This is a genomic window from Spirosoma migulaei, assembly GCF_054776855.1.
The window spans coordinates 12,537-32,897 of the sequence record NZ_BAAHBG010000010.1 but is presented as its reverse complement, the minus strand read 5'-3'; the positions used below and the strand labels follow the sequence as shown (position 1 = coordinate 32,897).

At 49.1% G+C, this 20,361-nt stretch carries 9 protein-coding genes; 8 read left to right on the top strand and 1 reads right to left on the bottom strand.

The features are described from left to right. The first annotated feature begins 97 nt into the window (after nt 1-97). From ACYVGO_RS10710 to ACYVGO_RS10680, 7 genes are all read left to right on the top strand, one after another. Nucleotides 98-2,500: a phosphoketolase family protein gene (locus ACYVGO_RS10710; protein WP_460969258.1), complete on the top strand. Its 2,403-nt coding sequence runs from the start codon at nt 98-100 to the stop codon at nt 2,498-2,500. Between the two features lie 12 nt (nt 2,501-2,512). Further along, nucleotides 2,513-5,086 carry a cation-translocating P-type ATPase gene (locus tag ACYVGO_RS10705; RefSeq protein ID WP_460969257.1) on the top strand — a complete coding sequence of 858 codons (2,574 nt, stop codon included), beginning with the start codon at nt 2,513-2,515 and terminating at the stop codon, nt 5,084-5,086. 160 nt (nt 5,087-5,246) lie between these two features. Continuing rightward, entirely contained in the window at nt 5,247-7,718 is a 2,472-nt protein-coding gene (locus ACYVGO_RS10700; protein WP_460969256.1) for a cation-translocating P-type ATPase, read from the top strand. A gap of 121 nt (nt 7,719-7,839) precedes the next feature. Continuing rightward, on the top strand, nt 7,840-10,389 hold the full coding sequence (mgtA, locus tag ACYVGO_RS10695) for a magnesium-translocating P-type ATPase (RefSeq protein ID WP_460969255.1): 2,550 nt from the start codon (nt 7,840-7,842) through the stop codon (nt 10,387-10,389). A 340-nt stretch (nt 10,390-10,729) separates the two neighbouring features. Continuing rightward, nucleotides 10,730-14,218: a PAS domain S-box protein gene (locus ACYVGO_RS10690; protein ID WP_460969254.1), complete on the top strand. Its 3,489-nt coding sequence runs from the start codon at nt 10,730-10,732 to the stop codon at nt 14,216-14,218. A gap of 290 nt (nt 14,219-14,508) precedes the next feature. Further along, nucleotides 14,509-15,228 (top strand): outer membrane beta-barrel protein, encoded by a 720-nt coding sequence (locus ACYVGO_RS10685; RefSeq protein WP_142771593.1) that lies wholly within the window; start codon nt 14,509-14,511, stop codon nt 15,226-15,228. 309 nt (nt 15,229-15,537) lie between these two features. After that, the gene (locus tag ACYVGO_RS10680) at nt 15,538-18,018 is read left to right on the top strand and encodes an outer membrane beta-barrel protein (protein ID WP_460969253.1); all 2,481 of its coding nucleotides are present in this window, start codon (nt 15,538-15,540) and stop codon (nt 18,016-18,018) included. A gap of 473 nt (nt 18,019-18,491) precedes the next feature. On the opposite strand, the gene ACYVGO_RS10675 is transcribed toward ACYVGO_RS10680, so the two are convergent. Continuing rightward, nucleotides 18,492-19,223 carry an NUDIX hydrolase gene (locus tag ACYVGO_RS10675; RefSeq protein WP_142771595.1) on the bottom strand — a complete coding sequence of 244 codons (732 nt, stop codon included), beginning with the start codon at nt 19,221-19,223 and terminating at the stop codon, nt 18,492-18,494. 169 nt (nt 19,224-19,392) lie between these two features. Between ACYVGO_RS10675 and ACYVGO_RS10670 the strand changes: the two genes are divergently transcribed. After that, nucleotides 19,393-20,349: a TolB family protein gene (locus ACYVGO_RS10670; RefSeq protein ID WP_460969252.1), complete on the top strand. Its 957-nt coding sequence runs from the start codon at nt 19,393-19,395 to the stop codon at nt 20,347-20,349. Nucleotides 20,350-20,361: the final 12 nt, after the last annotated feature.

The window sequence follows — 20,361 nt, the reverse complement described above, 5'->3', positions numbered from 1 at the left end:
TTATTGAATTATTAGTTAATGGCCTAATAATCAGACTATAACTGTTTGGCTAATAACTGATAATCAATAACGATTAACCAATAATCTTGACTCAATTATGGAAACGATCAACTTAGCTTTACCCATGGAACCCCAGACAGATACGCCGTTATCGCCGGAAGAAGTCCAACGAATACATGCCTATTGGCGAGCCGCCAACTACCTGTCGGTTGGTCAGATCTATCTGCACGATAATCCCTTACTTCGGGAACCACTGGCGCTGGAACACATCAAGCCTATGCTGCTGGGGCATTGGGGCACTACGCCGGGGCAAAACTTTATCTATGCCCATCTGAACCGGGTCATCAAAAAAGATGATCTCAATATGCTGTACATATCGGGGCCCGGTCATGGCGGTCCGGCCGTAGTCGCGAATACCTATCTTGAAGGCACTTATAGCGAAGTGTATCCAGCAATCCGTCAGGATGAAGGTGGGCTGAAAAAACTGTTTCGGCAATTCTCGGCACCGGGTGGAATTTCGAGCCATGCGTCTCCCCAAACACCCGGTTCGTTGCACGAAGGGGGCGAATTAGGCTACTCCCTCAGTCATGCATTTGGGGTGGTGTTCGATAATCCCGACCTGATAGCTGCCTGTGTGGTGGGTGATGGAGAAGCTGAAACAGGGCCCCTGGCTACTGCCTGGCATTCCAATAAATTTCTGAATCCCGTTACCGATGGCGTGGTGTTGCCTATTCTGCATCTGAACGGCTATAAAATTTCTAACCCGACCGTGCTGGCCCGCATTTCGCACGAGGAACTGGATCAGCTACTACGCGGCTACGGCTGGACGCCCTATTTTGTGGAAGGCCACGAGCCTGACCAGATGCACCAGGCAATGGCGGCTACACTCGATAAAGCCATCGCCCAGATCAAACAAATTCAACTGGAAGCCCGTACCCAGGGCGACGTGACCCGCCCGCGCTGGCCCATGCTTGTGCTCCGATCTCCTAAGGGCTGGACAGGGCCGAAAACCATTGATGGCGTACCGAACGAAGGCACGTTCCGGGCGCACCAGGTACCACTTTCCGTATCGGCCTCTACGCCCCCCGACCATCTGGCGCAACTGGAACGCTGGCTGAAAAGTTATAAACCCGAAGAGCTTTTCGATGAGCAAGGTAGGCTGTTGCCGGAACTGGCCGAGTTAGCGCCTAAAGGTGACCGACGAATGGGAGCCAACCCGCATACCAATGGGGGCTTACTACTGCGCGATCTATGCATGCCGGACTATTGTGAGTATGCTGTTGATGTGCCGTCGCCCGGAGCCGTACTGGCTAGCGATACCTATGTAGCCGGTCAGTTTTTGCGGGATGTCATCAAGCTGAATCTGGAACCCAGGAATTTCAGGATATTCGGCCCCGACGAGACTGTTTCTAACCGACTGGAAGCCGTTTTCGAGACGACCAATCGGCAGTGGGATGCCGAGACTGCCGAGAACGACCAATTCTTGGCACCCACTGGCAGTGTGATGGAAATGCTCAGCGAGCACCAGTGCGAAGGCTGGCTGGAAGGCTATTTACTTACGGGTCGACATGGGTTGTTCAACAGCTACGAAGCCTTCATTCACATTGTCGATTCGATGTTCAATCAGCACGCAAAGTGGCTGAAAATGACGCAGGAGATCCCGTGGCGGAGGAAGATAGCTTCCCTGAATTATCTGTTGACATCCACCGTCTGGCGGCAGGATCACAATGGGTTCACGCACCAGGACCCTGGCTTTATGGATCACGTGATCAACAAGAAATCCAGTATTGTTCGTGTGTACCTACCCCCCGATGCGAACTGCCTGCTTTCCGTGATGGATCACTGTCTGCGTTCCCGCCATTATGTAAATGTGATGGTAGCGGGCAAACATCCTGCCCCACAATGGTTAACGATGGATGCCGCCATCAAGCATTGTGCAGAAGGCATTGGTATCTGGAAATGGGCCAGTAACGATAAAGATAGTGAACCGGATGTCGTCATGGCTTGCTGTGGTGATGTGCCAACGCTGGAAACCCTCGCGGCTGTTTCGATTCTGCGAGAGCATTTACCCGAGTTGAAAATCCGGGTGGTCAATGTCGTTGATCTGTTGAAGCTGGAACGCCAAACGGAACATCCTCACGGACTATCCGACGTGGACTTCGACGCCCTGTTTACGAAAAACAAGCCCGTTATTTTCGCCTTTCATGGCTATCCCTGGCTGGTGCACCGGTTAACGTACAACCGCGCGAATAACAGCAATATGCACGTGCGTGGCTACAAGGAAGAGGGCACGATTACAACGGCGTTTGATATGACCGTGTTAAATGAAATGGATCGGTTTCATTTGGCCATGGATGTTATTGATCGACTTCCTCAACTGGGCAACAAAGGTGCCTATCTAAAGCAACTCCTGAAGGATAAACTTGTTGAGCACAAGCACTATATAACCCATAATGGGGAAGATATGCCGGAAATCCGTAATTGGAAATGGAATGCCTGATTTGTCGCTCATATGGATTTTCACCTTGTGCCGGTTGCCGAAGTAGCCCGTTCGCTGACTACATCTCCCATCGGACTTACCGCCGATACGGCTCAGCAACGGCTGGCCGAGTATGGTAAAAATCAGATCGAAGACGCCAGGAAGAAAACCGTCTGGCAGCTACTGCTGCATCAGTTAACGGATTTCATGATTCTGGTGCTCATTGCAGCCGCCATTATATCGGGTCTGGTAGGCGAAGTGAAATCAACCTACGTTATTCTGGCCATTGTGCTTATCAATGCGCTCGTTGGTTTCTTTCAGGAGTATCGGGCCGAAAAGGCAATGGAAGCCCTCAAAAAAATGGCCTCCGCGCAGGCGCAGGTGTTGCGGAATAATCGGGCCAGTAAAGTAGATGCATCGGAACTAGTCCCTGGCGATGTGGCACTGCTGGAAGCGGGTACGATCATTCCGGCAGATGTTCGCTTTATCGAGACGCATGCCCTGAAAGTTGACGAATCCTCGTTGACGGGCGAATCCACCAATGTTGAGAAAAACACAGGCGTACTACCTGAGGGCGACTACCCCCTCGGCGACCGACTGAATATGGGTTACAAAGGCACGTTCGTGACCAACGGGCGAGCCACTGCTTACGTAGTCGATACGGGGATGAACACGGAGCTGGGGCGAATTGCCAAACTGATCCAAACCGACGAAGTAGAGACACCCCTCCAGAAACGGCTGGCAGTGTTCGGGAAAAGTTTGTCGGTGGCTGTTCTTGTGCTTTGCCTTATCTTTTTTGGAGTGGGCTGGTTGCGGGGTGAGCCGCTCCTGAATCTACTATTGGTCTCGATTTCGTTGGCAGTGGCTGCCATTCCCGAAGCCTTGCCCGCTGTAGTTACGGTGGCACTGGCGCTGGGGGCCAAACGACTGGTGAAAAGCCACGCGCTCATTCGCAAACTGCCCGCCGTAGAAACGCTGGGGTCTGTTACCTACATCTGCACGGACAAAACAGGGACGCTAACGCTCAACAAAATGACGGTGGAGGAGACCTATGAATCACCGACGTTTACCCTACCCGTTCTGGCTAACAGTAACGGATTGCTGACCGCGATGGCACTCAATAACGATGTCGTCAAAGACCAAGACGGGAACTGGCTAGGCGATTCTACCGAAGTGGCACTGGCGCAGTTTGCCGCGGATAAAACCTACGTACGAACGCCACTGGAAACTCAGTTCCCGCGCATTGCCGAACTCCCCTTCGACTCACAGCGGAAATGCATGACTACCCTCCATCAAACGCCAGAGGGCATCCTATGCATTACCAAAGGGGCAGTTGGGGTATTATTTAAGCAGCTCGACGCCAGTCAGAACGCATCTATTCCCGATCTACGAAAGCGCGTCGATGCAATGGCCGAACAAGGGTACCGTATGCTGGGCTATGCGGGTAAATTGATCCCCCAGTTACCCGCAAACATTGCCCCAGACACAATAGAAACTGGCCTTGGTTTTATTGGCTTTGCCGGACTGATCGATCCGCCCCGCGATGAAGCCCGGCAAGCGGTAACCAAATGCAAAGCGGCTGGTATCATTCCCGTCATGATTACCGGCGATCATAAACTGACCGCCAAAGCCGTCGCCGAAACCCTGGGCATTATCTCATCTGCCGATGATCTGGTGATGACCGGATCGGAACTGGCTAACCTGGATGAGGCTGCCTTTGATGCCGTAGTCGAAAACGTACGGGTATATGCACGGGTCGACCCCGAACAAAAATTGCGGATTATCAGCGCATTGCAGGCGCGTCATCAGTTCGTGGCCATGACGGGCGATGGGGTCAATGATGCACCCGCGCTGAAAAACGCCGACATCGGTATTGCCATGGGTATCAATGGTACTGAAGTTGCCAAAGAAGCCGCCCATATGATCCTGCTGGACGATAACTTCGCCACCATCGTGAAAGCGGTGAAACATGGACGACGGATTTTTGATAATATTCTGAAGTTTATCCGCTACATCATGTCGGGCAACGTAGGCGAAATCTGGGCGATCTTTCTGGCACCCTTTTTCGGCTTGCCCATTCCCTTGCTGGCCATTCATATTCTGTGGATCAATCTGTTGACCGACGGCCTGCCTGGTTTGGCACTGGCCTACGAACCCTCCGAAAAGAACAGCATGAAACGACCGCCCATCGACCCCAGACAGACAATTTTTGCGGGGGGGCTAGGCTGGTTCATTCTTTGGGTTGGCTTGCTGATTGGGGGGGCTACGATTGGCATTGAGGCCTGGTCTATTCATCATGGAATCGGGCACTGGCAAACCATGACGTTTACCGTTCTTTGTTTTAGCCAGTTAGGTAACGCCATTGCCATTCGCTCTCATCGGACGTCCGTGTTCAGTATTGGTCCCTTCTCCAACAAACCCATGTTGGGCGCCATACTGCTGACTGTTGCACTTCAGCTCATGATCATCTACACGCCCTTTTTCAACAACCTCTTTAGCACCAAACCGCTAACGTTAACCGAGCTAGGCATAACGGTTGCCGTTTCGAGCCTTACGTTCTGGGTGGTTGAATTGGAGAAATGGGTTCGCCGGTTGGGGGAGAGGTAGTTTACACGTCGTTAGATGCCCAATTGCCCAACTTTACCCAAAATGACTAGCATTAGGTGTTAGTGTGTTTATCGTCAGGCTGTTTCGTTTGAATAAGGCTTACCTTACTGCCGATTATAGCAGTTCATTTTCTCCGTGGGAAAGCTGCCTCAACACTACGATGCCAACAACTCAATTACCTGGCTTAACGGATGAGGCCGTTGCCAAATCGCGCGCCAAATACGGCCGGAATGTACTGACTTCTAACGCGGGTACAAGCCTGTTTGCTACGGTGAAGGAGGTTGTTACCGAACCCATGTTTTTGTTACTGGTGGCAGCCTGTACCATCTACTTTGTGTTGGGCCAGTTAGACGAAGCCATCACGCTCATCGTGGCGTTACTCCTTGTATCAGGCATTTCGGTCTATCAGTCTATCCGAAGCGATAAGGCGCTCAGTGCGTTACGCACGTTAACCCAACCTAAAGCCAACGTTCGCAGGAATGGTGAATTGACGGTTATTTCCGTAGAAGATATCGTTGTGGGTGATACGGTGCTGGTGGAAGAAGGGGGAAGTATACCCGCTGATGGTGCTGTTAACGACACCAATGATTTCTCCGTCGATGAGTCCATCCTGACGGGTGAATCGGTGCCCGTTACCAAAACTATCGGTAGCCCGGTATTTGCCGGAACAACCACTGCATCGGGTAGTGCGTGGCTCAGGGTAACGGCCGTAGGCAGCCAAACCGAATTTGGGCGAATTGGGCAGAGTCTTGATACCATTCAGACCGAAAAAACGCCACTACAGCTCCAGATCAGCCGATTTGTAATCCGCATGGCCTGGATTGGAGCGGGGGCCTTTGCGCTGGTGTGGGGTGTCAATTACGCCCGATCCGGCGATTGGGTTACGGCTCTTTTATTTGGTCTGACACTGGCCATGTCGATATTGCCCGAGGAAATTCCGGTAGCTTTCAGTAGTTTCATGGCCCTTGGAGCTGCCCGCCTGAGCCGAATGGGCGTACTCACCAAACAGCCGCAAACTGTTGAGAGTCTGGGTTCAGCAACCGTAATCTGCACGGATAAAACCGGCACCATCACGCAGAACGGCATGAGCGTTCGGCAATTGTACGATGGGGCGATAGATGAACTCGTTCCGCTTTCGGGTACATTGTCCGATACAGCTGCATCAGTTCTTGCCTATGCCCGTTGGTCCAGTGAAACCGAGCCCTTCGACCCAATGGAAAAAGCGATTGTTTCGGCTTTTATGGAGCATGACCCCGCTAAAACGATTGATTTGTATCCTATGGTGCACGAGTATCCGCTGGATGGTACCCCCCCCATGATGACCCACGTTCGGCAAACACCTACGGGCGAGGTGGTGGCCGGTAAAGGGGCCGTTGAACATATTCTGGCCGTTTGTCGCCCGGCGTCAGCCGTTGCCGATCGGATACGTAGCGTTACGAAACAACTGTCGGAGGCCGGTTTTCGAGTACTTGGAGTGGCAAAGGGGACCTATAAATCGACCGATTTTCCGGTAGAACAGGACGCGTTTAGCTGGTCGTTTCTGGGACTGGTTGCGCTCGAAAATCCGCCTAAGCCGAATGCTGGAGCGGTTATTAAGGCCTTTACAGAGGCAGGAATTGACGTAAAAATGATTACCGGAGATTTTCCTGAAACCGCTCAGGCCATTGCCCGCCAGGTGGGCTTACCCGGTGCCGATACACTCGTGACCGGGCAGGAGGTAATGGCTATGGATGAATCGACGCTCCGGCAGCGAGCTGAAAAAACGGCGGTATTCGCCCGGATGTTTCCCGAAGCTAAGTTGCGGGTTGTGGAAGCGCTCAAAAAAAACGGTGAGGTGGTGGCCATGACGGGCGATGGGGTTAATGACGGTCCGGCGCTGAAAGCCGCTCATATCGGGGTAGCGATGGGGAAACGCGGGACGGAAGTAGCCCGTCAGGCGGCTTCGCTGGTACTGGTGAATGATGACCTGAGCAACATGGTCGATGCCATTGCCCAGGGCCGCCGGATTTATCAGAACCTTAAAAAGGCGATTTCCTACATCGTTTCCATTCATATCCCGATTATCCTGACGGTAGCGGTGCCGTTGCTGGCCAACTGGAAATGGGAAAACCTGTTTAGTCCAATCCATATTATTTTCCTGGAACTGGTTATGGGACCAACCTGCTCCATTGCCTTCGAAAACGAACCCGCGGAAGCAGGCCAGATGCAGCAACTACCCCGGCGCATGACCGACACGTTTCTGGCGGGGCCTGAACTGGGGCGAAGTATTGCCCAGGGCCTGGGGATTGCACTGGCTGTGCTGGGCGTGTATTACGTGGCTATGCAACAGGGTGAATCCATTTCGGTTGTTCGGACGCTGGCTTTCTCCACGCTGGTGCTGTGTAATATCCTGCTGACGCTGGTGAATCGGTCATTTACCCAATCGGTCTTTCGAACGATTCATGTAGCCAACTGGATGCTTTGGCTGATGCTGGGCCTGACGTTCGGTCTGTTACTGGCTACTTTATTTTTTCTGCCTGCCCAACGATTGTTCGGATTTACAACCGTTTCTGCCTCGGCATTCGGCTGGTGTACACTGGTCTCACTAGTGGGTGTGGGTTGGGTGGAAGGCTATAAGGCAATAGCACGCTGATCGTTATGATCAATAGGATTTAGACTGATTTCGTAAACCAGAATGCAGTTGCCCGATTAGCTCAAAAAATCATAACTCATCTTACAAATCTTAAACATCAGCGTTCTATCAACTATATCCCGTGACTTCTTCAAGTAAAACGAACCCAGGTAATGAAGGGCTTTCAACCTTTTGGGCTTTACCGACTACCGATGTTCTGAATCAGTTAAATACTCAGGAATCGGGACTGAGTCAGGACACAGCACAAAAAATCCGGAAAACCGTTGGCTCTAACCTGATCAAACCGACTGGCGATACTTCGGCACTGGGGTTACTCGTTCGGCAGTTCAATAGCCCGATTTCGCTTATTCTGATCATTGCGGCCATTCTGTCGTTTTTTCTGAACGATATTACTGATGGGGTTATCATCCTGATTATCATTCTGGTAAGTGGGTTGCTTAGCTTCTGGCAGGAGCGGGGTGCATCCAATGCCATGCAGCAGTTACGGTCCATTGTTGTGGCTAAAACGACCGTTCTGCGGGATGGGAATGAGCAGGAACTGCCTGATGAACAACTGGTGCCGGGTGATGTCATCACACTCCGCTCCGGTGATCTGGTCCCCGCCGATTGCTGCCTGTTGTCATCCAATGAGTTATTCGTCAATGAGGCTACGTTGACGGGAGAAACCTTTCCTGTCGATAAGCAACCCTGCCTCCTGGATACGACAACGCCCCTTGCCAAACGCCGGAATACCTTGTTCATGGGTTCCAGTGTGGTGAGTGGCAGTGGCTCGGCGGTGATCGTTCAAACGGGTACGAATACGGAGCTGGGCCATATTGCCGAACGAATGAACAGCACTCCTCCCGAAACGGATTTTGAGCATGGTATCCGTCGGTTTGGCTATCTGCTCATGCAAATAACGATGGTATTAGTGTTTCTGATTTTTGCCATCAATGTCTTCCTGCACAAGCCGGTACTGGATGCATTTCTGTTTTCGCTGGCTATTGCGGTTGGACTGACTCCCCAATTATTACCCGCCATAATCAGTATCAACCTAGCCAAGGGCGCTAGTCGGATGGCTGAAAAACAGGTGATTGTCAAACGCTTGTCGTCCATTGAAAATCTGGGGAGCATGAATGTGCTTTGCTCCGATAAAACCGGTACGCTTACGGATGGAACTGTTAAGGTTGACCGGATCATCGACGTGAACGGCAACCGTTCCGCCCGTGCTGGTCTGCTGGCGAAACTAAATGCACAGCTACAGCAGGGATTTCATAACCCAATTGATGTTGCCATCCTCTCATTCGTTCCTGACGATAGTTCCAGCTATCCTCGCGTGGATGAGATTCCCTACGATTTCATTCGGAAGCGGTTGACGATTTTAACCGAAGAAAACGGGCAAACGATTATGGTGACCAAGGGGGCTTTGCAAAACACATTGGATGTCTGCCAGTTTGTGGATACCGGTGGTCCATCGCCCGAACCAATAGCCGGGCATTTGGTCACGATTCAGAAAACCTTTCAGGAGCTAAGTGCCAACGGCTTTCGGACCCTGGGGTTGGCAACAAAGAACACCAATGGCAAGCGGACGATTGATAAACGAGACGAGGCCGGGATGACCTTTCTGGGTTTCATCAGCCTGTTCGATTCGCCTAAGGCTGGCATTCAGGATACGCTGGGTACGCTTCGGAATCTTGGGATTCAGATCAAAATGATTACCGGCGATAATGTGCTGGTAGCGCAGGCAGTGGCTACTGCAATTGGTATTAAAACGCCGGAAGTACTAACTGGCTCGCAATTACGCCAACTCAGCTCGGAGGCCCTTCGCCATAAAGTAACAACCACTCATGTCTTTGCCGAAATTGAGCCTAACCAAAAGGAAAGCATTATTCTGGCCCTAAAAAAACGGGGGTATGTTGTCGGTTATATGGGTGATGGGATCAATGATGCCAGTGCCCTTCATGCCGCCGACGTGGGTATTTCCGTTGATTCGGCGGTGAGCGTGGCTAAAGAATCCGCGGATATTGTGCTCCTGAAACAGGATTTGAATGTACTGATTGATGGCGTTCGGGAGGGGAGACGTACCTTTACCAATACCATGAAGTACATTTTTATGGCCACCAGCGCCAACTTCGGGAATATGTTCAGTATGGCGGGCGCGTCTATTTTTTTACCCTTCCTGCCGCTACTGCCTGTCCAGATTTTACTGACAAACCTCCTGACCGATTTGCCCGAAATGACCATCGCATCGGACAATGTAGATCCAACTGCCATTGAAAAACCTGCCAAATGGGATATGACGTTTATTCGGCGATTCATGATGACGTTTGGACTTCTAAGCTCAATTTTCGACTACCTGAGTTTTGGGGTATTACTATGGGTATTCAACGCGCATGAAGCCTTATTTCAAACAGGCTGGTTCGCGGAATCCGTTATGTCGGCTTCCACTATTGTTCTGGTGGTTCGAACCCGGCAGGTGTTTTACCGGAGCCGACCGGGTAAATGGCTACTAATCGCGACTGGCCTGATTGTGGGGGTAGTATTGTTGCTACCCATTAGCCCACTAGCTCAGGTGTTCGGGTTTGTAGCCATGCCGGGTTCACTCTACGGAGCTATTATTGGGGTTGTAGGGAGCTATGTATTATTGGCTGAACGCCTGAAACACTGGTTTTATCGTACGTATAATCAATAAGTATAGCTAACAATAATACACGATTTGATAGTGTCTATATCGCTATGATGATAACCTGTAGTATATATCAAATCGTAAAAAATTAAATTTGTAGTGCGAACATAGACGATCAGTTGGTGACAGCTTTAATGAACTATGAGTTTGCCTTAGGTAGCTGTATATTTAGGGATATATTGACTTCTTGATAGCAGAGAAAATAGATCTTACTACGAATAACGCAGCAATAGCGACTCCTCTAACCATAAATAAACAGATCATGTCCTGTACGGTTATGAGATGAATCGGCATACTACGAGGTCAACTTGTTGAACTCTATTAAACGTTTGGGAGAAAAATACCATTGAATACAGACGTAGTAACAACCAGCGAACTATTTGAGCTGTTAACAAAGGCCACGCGGGATGCGGTCTGGAATTGGAATCTGGAGGCCAATGTAATAGAGTGGAATGAAGGCTATACCACTTTGTTTGGCTACAGTCCACAAGAAACAATCACGAATGGTCTGGAGTCCTGGTCTAGTCATGTTCATCCTGACGACAAAGAGCAGGTGTTAGTTAGTCTTCATCAGGTTATTGACCAGGGTGGGGAAAACTGGTCATACGAGTACCGATTTCAGCGCGCAGATGGTGGTTATTCTATCGTGTATGACCGGGGCTATGTATTGCACCGGGACGGTAAACCGCTGCGGATGGTGGGGGCCATGCAGGACATCACGGAGCGGGTTCGATTGCAGAAGGCCCATGAAGAAAGTGAAGAACGGTTACGATTCGCCCTGAAATCGGCCCAACTCGGTACCTGGGAACTAGACCCCATTCGGGGAGTTGTTAATTGGGATGCCCGCTGCCAGGAACTGTGTGGGTTAACCAATGCAGCCAGCCAGATTTATGCCCAAACGTTGGATTATATTCATCCTGATGACCGGAATCGGGTAAATGAGGCTGTGCAATGGGCGCTCAATCCTGAGTCGGGGGGGCACTACGATGCCAGTTTTCGGACCATTGGCGTGAGTGATGGTAAGCTGAGATGGGTACGTTTCACTGGGCAAACCCATTTCACCGAAGCCGGAGAAGCCTATCGGTTTTCGGGCGTTGCCGAGGATATTACAGAAGAAGTACTGGCTAAGGAAAAGGCAATCCTGTCTGAACAACAGGCCAGAATTGCGCTGGAAGGCTCAGGTTCAGGTTCTTTTTTCATCAACGTAGAAACGAACGATGTACTTTACTCGCCCTCGTTCGGCCGAATATTAACGGGCGATGAAACGACTGGCTTCAACTGGAATGTATTCATTGACCATATTCATCCAGAGGATCAACCTATCCGGGATCAGGCGCATACTATAGCGATGCAGACAGGAGCCATAAACTACGAAGCTCGGTTTGTCTGGAAAGATGGAACAGTCCATTGGGTCAAGGTAATCGGGCAGTACTTATTTGATGTTGCCGGACAGCCTGTTTCTATTTCTGGGATTGCCCTGGATATTACCGATCAGAAAGAGAAAGATAAAGCCCTCAGAGAGGCCGAAGAACGCTTTTTCATCGCCTTCAACAATACGTCGATGGCTATGGGCTTCACCGATCAGAAGGCCAATTTTACTTTAGTGAATGAAGCCTACACGAAATTGCTGGGCTATTCGGCAGATGAGTTATATACGCTGAATAGCTTTGACCTAACCCATCCCGACGACCGGGCGAGCAACCGTCAGTTGTTTGAAGAAGTCGTGGGTGGGCAACGACCTTTCTTCAATCTGGTAAAGCGGTATATCCACAAAGACACCTCCATTCGGTGGGTGCAATTAAATGTCACCGCGGTAGCCGATGCGCAGGATGAAGACCAGAGTATCATTATTATTGCCCAGGACATCAGTGAGCGAGTGGAGGCCGAAGCCAAACTGAGGGCAAGCGAAGAGCAGTTTCGGAATATGATTGACCAGGCTCCTGTCGCTATCAGTATTCTGAATAGCCGTAGCCTGATCGTTGAAACCGCAAACAGTTCCATTCTGGAAATATGGGGTAAAAATGCGTCAATTATTGGAAAACCACTGATTAACGCCTTGCCTGAATTGGAAGGTCAGGGCTTCATTGAGTTGCTGGAAAGCGTTTATGATTCGGGCAACGCCCACTACGGTTTCGAAACTCTTGCCCGATTACACCGAAACGGGCAATTGGAAGAAGCCTACTTTAATTTTGTATATGCTCCGGTGCGCGATAGTTCAGGGTCTGTTAATGATGTGCTGGTTGTAGCCACCGAGCTAACCGCGCAGGTTAAAGCCAAAAGAGCGCTACAGGAGAGTGAACAACGCTTTCGGAGTTTGATTGAAGAAGCTCCCGTTGCCATCAGTTTATTAGTGGGTCGGGATCTGGTCATTGAACTCCCCAATGAAGCTATGTTGAAGGTATGGGGCAAAGGCGATAGCATTGTAGGCAAGCCATTACGGGAAGCGCTGCCAGAATTGGAAGGACAGCCATTTCTACAGCTTCTGGATGATGTATATACCTCCGGTATTGAATACAGTGCGCAGGCCGCCCGGGCCGAGCTGATCGTAGATGGACAATTAGAAACATTCTACTTCAATTTTACGTATAAACCACTTCGTAATGCTGCCGGGCAGGTATACGCCGTACTTGATATGGCCATTGATGTTACGGAACAGGTGTTAACACGCCGGGCTATTGAAGAGAGCGAGTTGCGTTTCCGAACGCTACTGGAAGCCATTGCCCAGATGACCTGGACCAATACGCCCGAAGGCGAAGTGAATTTTTACAACCAACGATGGTATGATTATACCGGTCTGGATTTCGAGCAGTCGAAAGCCTGGGGCTGGCAGGCTGTAGTTCATCCGGCAGACTTGCCTTATACGCTGGACATGTATAAAAAGTCTCTGGCCGACGGTAGCACGTTTGTGGTGGAAAATCGCTACCGTCGAGGGGCCGATGGCATGTATCGCTGGCATTTAAACCGGGCGTTGCCCATTCGGGATGAGGCCGGTGAGATTCAGCTCTGGGTTGGAACCGCCACCGATATTCACGAACAGAAACAACTTGCTACAAAACTAGAACAGCAGGTACAGGCACGAACGGAACAACTGATGGCCTCGAACCATGACCTTCGTCGCTCAAACGAAAACCTGGAAAAATTTGCCTACATCGCCAGTCATGATTTGCAGGAACCGCTCCGGAAAATCCAGTCGTTCGGTGATCTACTCAAGAATCAGTATACCGATCAACTAGGGGAGGGACTCGACCATCTGGAACGTATGCAAAGTGCTGCCAGCCGGATGTCGTTGCTCATTAAAGACTTATTGACGTTTTCGCGAATATCAACTCGCCAGGAGGCTACTATGTCGGTGCCACTTAATCAGGTAGTAGCGGGGGTTTTGGATGATCTGGAAGTCGCTGCCAAGCAGACTGGGGCTCATATTCAGGTAGATACATTGCCAACAGTTTCGGGCGATGAGTCGCAGTTACGGCAATTGTTTCAGAATTTATTGAGTAATGCACTGAAGTTTCAGAAACCCGGTATAACTCCCAGCATTCAGATACAAGCTGAACAAGTAGTCGCTAGCGCATTACCACCCGCAGTTAAGCCTGCCCGGTTGGCAGTTGCCTACCATCAGATCAAGGTGTCGGATAATGGAATTGGCTTTGATGAAAAATATATAGACCGCATTTTTCAGGTTTTTCAGCGGTTGCACAGCCGCAATGAATACGCAGGTACGGGAATTGGCCTGGCCATTTGCGAGAAAGTAGTAGCCAATCATGGGGGGGCTATTACGGCCGTTAGCCAGCCCGGACAGGGCGCTACGTTTACGATTTACCTGCCTGTTTCTTAGAGACAAGTTATTGATTATTAAGTTATTGGTTAACGAAGCAACCCTGATGTTCTCGCCCGGCTTTGCCGGGCGAGAACATCAGGGTTGCTTCTACTACGACCTATACCTAATTGGCCTCAAAAAAATTTTCTGATTTTTTTTTCAACCTCATGCAACCTGCATCCGGGGTTCTGACATCTTCCTGTCAAATACCACAACAAATACAATGGACGACCCTTCTACTGCGAGTAGATTCCTAAACCCTTCAACCATCCATTTTCCCAAACCCTGAACCTTAAACGACAACAACGATGAACTCCTTCAAACACCTCCTGACTACTGCCCTGATCGCTGCTTCAACTGCTTCGTTCGCGCAATCGACCACCGTTACCATCACGACTGATTCAACCTCTTCAACTCAGGTAACGAGAACCAAAACCCGAAACTACTCACGCGTCACCTCCGACTTCAGCATTTACATCGGCTTAAACAACTTCGGAGGTTCGCTTCCTGCAAGCTATGAGCTGAGCCCAATCGGTTCCCGTTTCGTGGCGCTCTCCTGGCAGAAACGCATTCCGATTGCGGTAAGTGGTTCAACCAAACTTCGACTCATAACCGGTCCTGAAGTTGCCTGGAACAACTTTATGTTTACCGATCGGAATACCTTAGTCGAGCAGAATGGTCAAGTCGTTATCGAACCAGCCAATGTCGATCTTCACCGGTCTAAACTCGTAACCACACAGCTTAACCTGCCCCTTATGCTGAACGTATCGTTTAGATCGGGATTTAGCTGGAGCGTGGGCGCTTATGCGGGCATGCGCCTGGATAGCTATACAAAAGTGAAGCCCGAAGGCGGATCAACCGTTCGGAACCACAACGCCTACAACCTGAATCCCATTCGCTGGGGACTCACCACCGAACTTGGTTTCCGGGGCGATTCTAAACTGTTTTTCCGCTACGAACCCAACAGCCCATTCCGGGCAGGCCAGGGCCCCGATACCAGTGTATGGGCCGTGGGAATTAAACTGTGACCAGGATTTAGCTGATTTAGGGATTGGCTGGATTTTGTTTCGCACGTTGTTAACGTGAATCAGTTAAAAACAAAATCCTGGAAATCCCTAAAATCAGCTAAATCCCGGTTCTGACCATGCAACGTTCTCTTTGTTGCCTGTGTCTTTAGCTTGAAAGTACCCCTTCGAATACCAATTCCTTTCTAAAATCCGCTCATACTGCCGTTCAGACCGCTTGTGTAAGAACAGGTACTTTGTGATGCCCACTACCTACCTTTGCCATGTACTTAATATACAAAGCAAAGCAACCTTCTGAAAACAGCAATACTTATGAAAACGTTATTCTCCTTTTCAACCCTCCTTCTGCTGACGCTGACAACGGCGTTTGGGCAGGTTCTGACACGGGGAACGGTAAATGGACACGTGGGAACACAAGCTGGCAAGCCGCTTGAGTTCACCACAATGATGCTCCTGAAAGCAAAAGATTCGACCCTCGTGAAAGGGGCTATCAGCGATATCGATGGGAAATATGCCTTCGAAAATGTAGGCGCCGGCCAGTATCTGGTGGCTGCCCAACAGATCGGTTATCGCAAAACGTATAGTGCACCGTTCGCAATTGATGAAGCGCATCCGGCGCACGAACTGCCCGCTCTGGCAATGAGCGATGAAACTAAAAATCTGAAAGAAGTAAACGTTGTAGCGCAGAAACCCTTTATTGAGCAGCAGGTTGACCGCACCGTTATGAACGTGGAGAACAGCATTGTGGCTAGTGGTAATACGGCGCTGGAAGTGCTGGAAAAAGCGCCCGGCGTTACCATCGACCGTCAGAATGATCAGATTCAGTTGAAAGGCAAGGCGGGTGTTATCGTCTACATTGATGGTAAACAAACCTACCTCTCGCAGCAGGAAGTATCGAACCTGCTGAAGAACACACCCAGCGATAACATTGCTTCTATTGAGATCATTACCAATCCTGGTTCTAAGTACGATGCCGCTGGTAACTCAGGGATCATCAATATCAAGATGAAGAAAAACAAGAATTTCGGAACCAACGGAACCTTCATTCTTGGCACCGGCTACGGTTGGGTGAATAACCTGAACGGGGTGCGCGATGATCTTCCAAAATTCAACACTTCATTGAATCTGAATCACCGCGAAGGGAAAATCAATCTGTTCGGTAACTATAGCTATGTAAATCGGCAAAGTGCACAAAGCAATCAGATTACCCGGAACATTCCTTACAATGGGCATACGACCTACTTTGATCAGAATTCGTTTCGCCCTAACCAGTTTACCGGCCATTCGTACAAAGCGGGTATGGATTACTTCATCAACGATAAAAGCACGATTGGCGTATTGGTAAATGGTTTCTCAAACGATTGGCGGTCGTCGGGTCAGAACAATACGCTTATCAGTGATGAAAACCACCAACTGACCAGCAAGGCGATTACGCAGACAAACCAGGGTAACTTGTTATCGAACCTGACGGGTAATGTCAATTATAAATTCGACTACGGCAAAGGTCGCGAGTGGACCGTTGATGCTGATTATGTTCACTACAATGGTAAGAGTGGCAATAATCTGGCTACCCAATATTTCAACTCCGAAAACGTGATTTTTCGACCTAATCAGGATGTTCGGAGTAACATGCCGTCAACCATAAATATATTGGCGTTCAAAACCGACTACGTGCATCCGCTTAAAAATGGAGGCAAGTTTGAAGCGGGCCTGAAAAGCAGCTATGTTAATGCCGACAACAACACGCTTTACGATACGCTGCAACAGGAAAATCGGCAATGGCTGCCCGATGCCAGCCGCTCGAACCAGTTTCTGTACAAAGAAAATATCAATGCTGGTTACCTTAACTACGCGGGTAAATTTGGCAAGCTGAAAGTTCAGGCAGGCTTACGAGCCGAACATACACACTCGATTGGTAATTCGATTACGCTGAACCAAACTGTTGATCGAAACTACCTGAATCTGTTTCCGACCGTTTTTCTGTCGCGGCAGTTGGATACCAACAACGTGTTGAACCTGTCGTACAGTCGCCGGATCGACCGTCCTGATTACCAGAATCTGAATCCGTTTGTGTTCTATCTGGATCCATACACGTATCAGAAAGGGAATCCGTTCCTGCGGCCTCAGTATACCAATTCGGTTGAGCTGACGCACGTTTACAAGAACGCATTCACGACTACGCTGAACTATAGCCGTACCACGGATTTTATTAATCAGGAAACGCCCCGCCAGATTCCCGCTGAGAATATTACCTACGTGACTGCCGAAAATATGGGCTCTATGGACAACATAAGTCTGAATCTGAGCTTCCCGATAACGGTTGCTAAATGGTGGCGCATGCAGAATAACATCAGCACCTACTACCAACATTATCAGACCGTGTATTCAGGTAGTCCCTACGAAGTGAAGATAGTAGCCTACAACCTATATATGTCGAACAACTTTACACTGAGCAAAACGCTGTCGGCGGAGGTGTCAGGCTGGTACAATTCGGCATCGCAGTACGGGTTCTACCGGGCACAACCGATGGGTGGCTTCAGCGTAGGAGTGCAAAAGAAAGTTATGGATGGTAAGGGTAGTTTGAAATTAAACGTAAATGACCCGTTCTGGCTGAATCATTTCAACGGTCGGGCTGCGGTTCAGGATATTGATTTTCGTGTGCAATCGCGCTGGGAGAGTCGCCAAATCAGACTGACATTTACCTATCGCTTCGGTAATCAGAACGTAAAAAGTGCCCGCCAACGCAATTCAGCCACATCGGCCGAGCAGAACCGGGTAAGCGGACAGAATTAAAAGATATATGATATTGATCTACATACATCATATATCCTACATCATATATAAAAACAACATACATAACAACGGACTTAGTTTAGGTTAAGAAAACGTGAAAGCCAGCCCCATCTTGAGGGTTGGCTTTTTTGTGGGCTGATAATCAAACTACCTGCTCAGGGCAATAGGGCTGGAACCGCTATCGATTCAGCTGTTAGGCAGCCACTTTGACCGCTTTCTTCCAGTTGAGGAAAGCAAATTAAAATTACTTGAAGGAAGGGTAACTCTGCGCCAGATAAGACGTCAGTAGGCTATTTTGCAGGCGGGTTTTCTCTATAAATATTACTCCTTCGTTGTGAAAGGCTACTTTCGGCTATCTGCAATTGACCACGACGGAGTTGAACATACTTTCCAGGTGGCAGCTGAGAATGACCGCCCGGCGGACCGATGGCTGGAAAGGCATCGCTTCCTGACAGCACAGGGCTTAACGCAGGTTAAGCCTGTTTCTTAAACCTATACAAATAAGGCGCTTTGTTGGCGGCACCTGTAAATTTCTTCTCCAGGCGTTCTAATACGTTCAGATCGAGTATCTTCTTTTGGAAATTGGTGATGACAAATGGTCTGTTATAAACGGCTTCGTACAGTTCCTGAACCTCCCGCATCGTGAACGTTTCGGGCAACAGATTGAAACCAATAAGTTTCTGGTCAAGGTTCTGACGAAGGGCTTCGAGCGCGAAAGATAAAATCTCGCCGTGGTCATGAATCATTTCAGGAATGTCTTTGATACTTCGCCATTCGAGATACTCATCAAACTCCCCAGCTTGTGGATTGACTGTATTGATGTCAACCAGGGCGTAATAACCAATACACACAAATCGGCTTGTTAGCCACTCGACCACAGCCGAATCAAATCGTTGGTCATCAAACGTAGTAAGCTCCGACTTTATCGTTTCCTTATATCGACTGTTCACGATACGCGTTTCATCACCAAATACCCGAAACTGCTCTAAATAGATATTTTCCAGACCCGTTCGTTCGTTCAATATCCTGCATGCCGCTTTATCAATCCCTTCCGTTTTCAGGATATAACCGCCCGGTAATGACCAGGCTCCTTTCCCAAATTTAAATTTGGAAATCAGCACGTTCAATTCTTTATTCCTATAGCCAAAAATCACACAATCAATTGACAGGTGGGCTATATACTTGTCATCGTCAAACTTCTTCATCTTCCGGCAAAAATAGGGTTTATCCACCTAATTAATTAGTTCATATATATGGTTATTTTGTTAAAATGTGGTAATAATAAAATCTATTATATATTTTTTATAAAATAGAAATAAACTGATTACTTTTGCCTTGTCGAGTACGGACGCCCTTACCTCAAATCCTGATTGTATGAAAAATTTCCCTCAAGTACGAATTACGCTACCTCGTTTCAGTTGGCTTGGCCTGGCCGCCGTTTGTATGCTCTGGTCATTTAGCTCAGTGGCACAAATCAAAAAAGATACCACGAGTTATATCCAGACGCTCGACATCAAAACGGGAAAGATAGATACCGTTCTGTCTATCAATACCCATTTTGAAGCCCCCAACTGGCACCCTGACAACTATCTCGTTCTAAATAGTAAGGGTAAGATTTATACCCTGAATTTGGCATCAAAAAAAGTTGCCGAACTTAATACGGGTTCTGTTACCCAATGCAACAATGACCACGGTATTTCTCCGGACAAAAAATGGCTGGTAGTCAGTCATAATGACAAAAGTGATCCTTCGACAAAATCCTACAAATCCGCGCTTTATATACTTCCTATTACGGGCGGAGAGCCAAAACGAATCACCCCCGAAGTGCCATCCTTCTGGCATGGCTGGACGCCCGATGGCAAGACCTTAGCTTATTGTGCAGAGCGCAACGGTAATTTTGATATTTACACTATCGGGATTGACGGAGGAACCGAAAAACGACTGACCAGTACCGAAGGCCTGGACGATGGGCCTGATTACTCGCCCGATGGGAAATACATTTATTTCAACTCGTACCGTACCGGACACATGCAGATCTGGCGGATGCTGGCCGATGGCTCAAAACCCGAGCAATTGACCTTTGATGAAAATTCGAACTGGTTTGCGCACCCCTCGCCCGATAATAACTGGATCGTTTACATCGCCTACATGTCTGATGAAAAACAAGCCCATTTATTTGGCAAAAACGTTAAGCTACGCCTGATGAATACCAAAACCAAAGCCGTCAAAGATATAACCCCCGTCTTTTATGGCGGTCAAGGCACAATCAACGTACCTTCGTGGAGCCCCGACAGCCGGAAAATCGCTTTCGTTAGCTACTTGGTAAAATAGCTCTAAATCCTC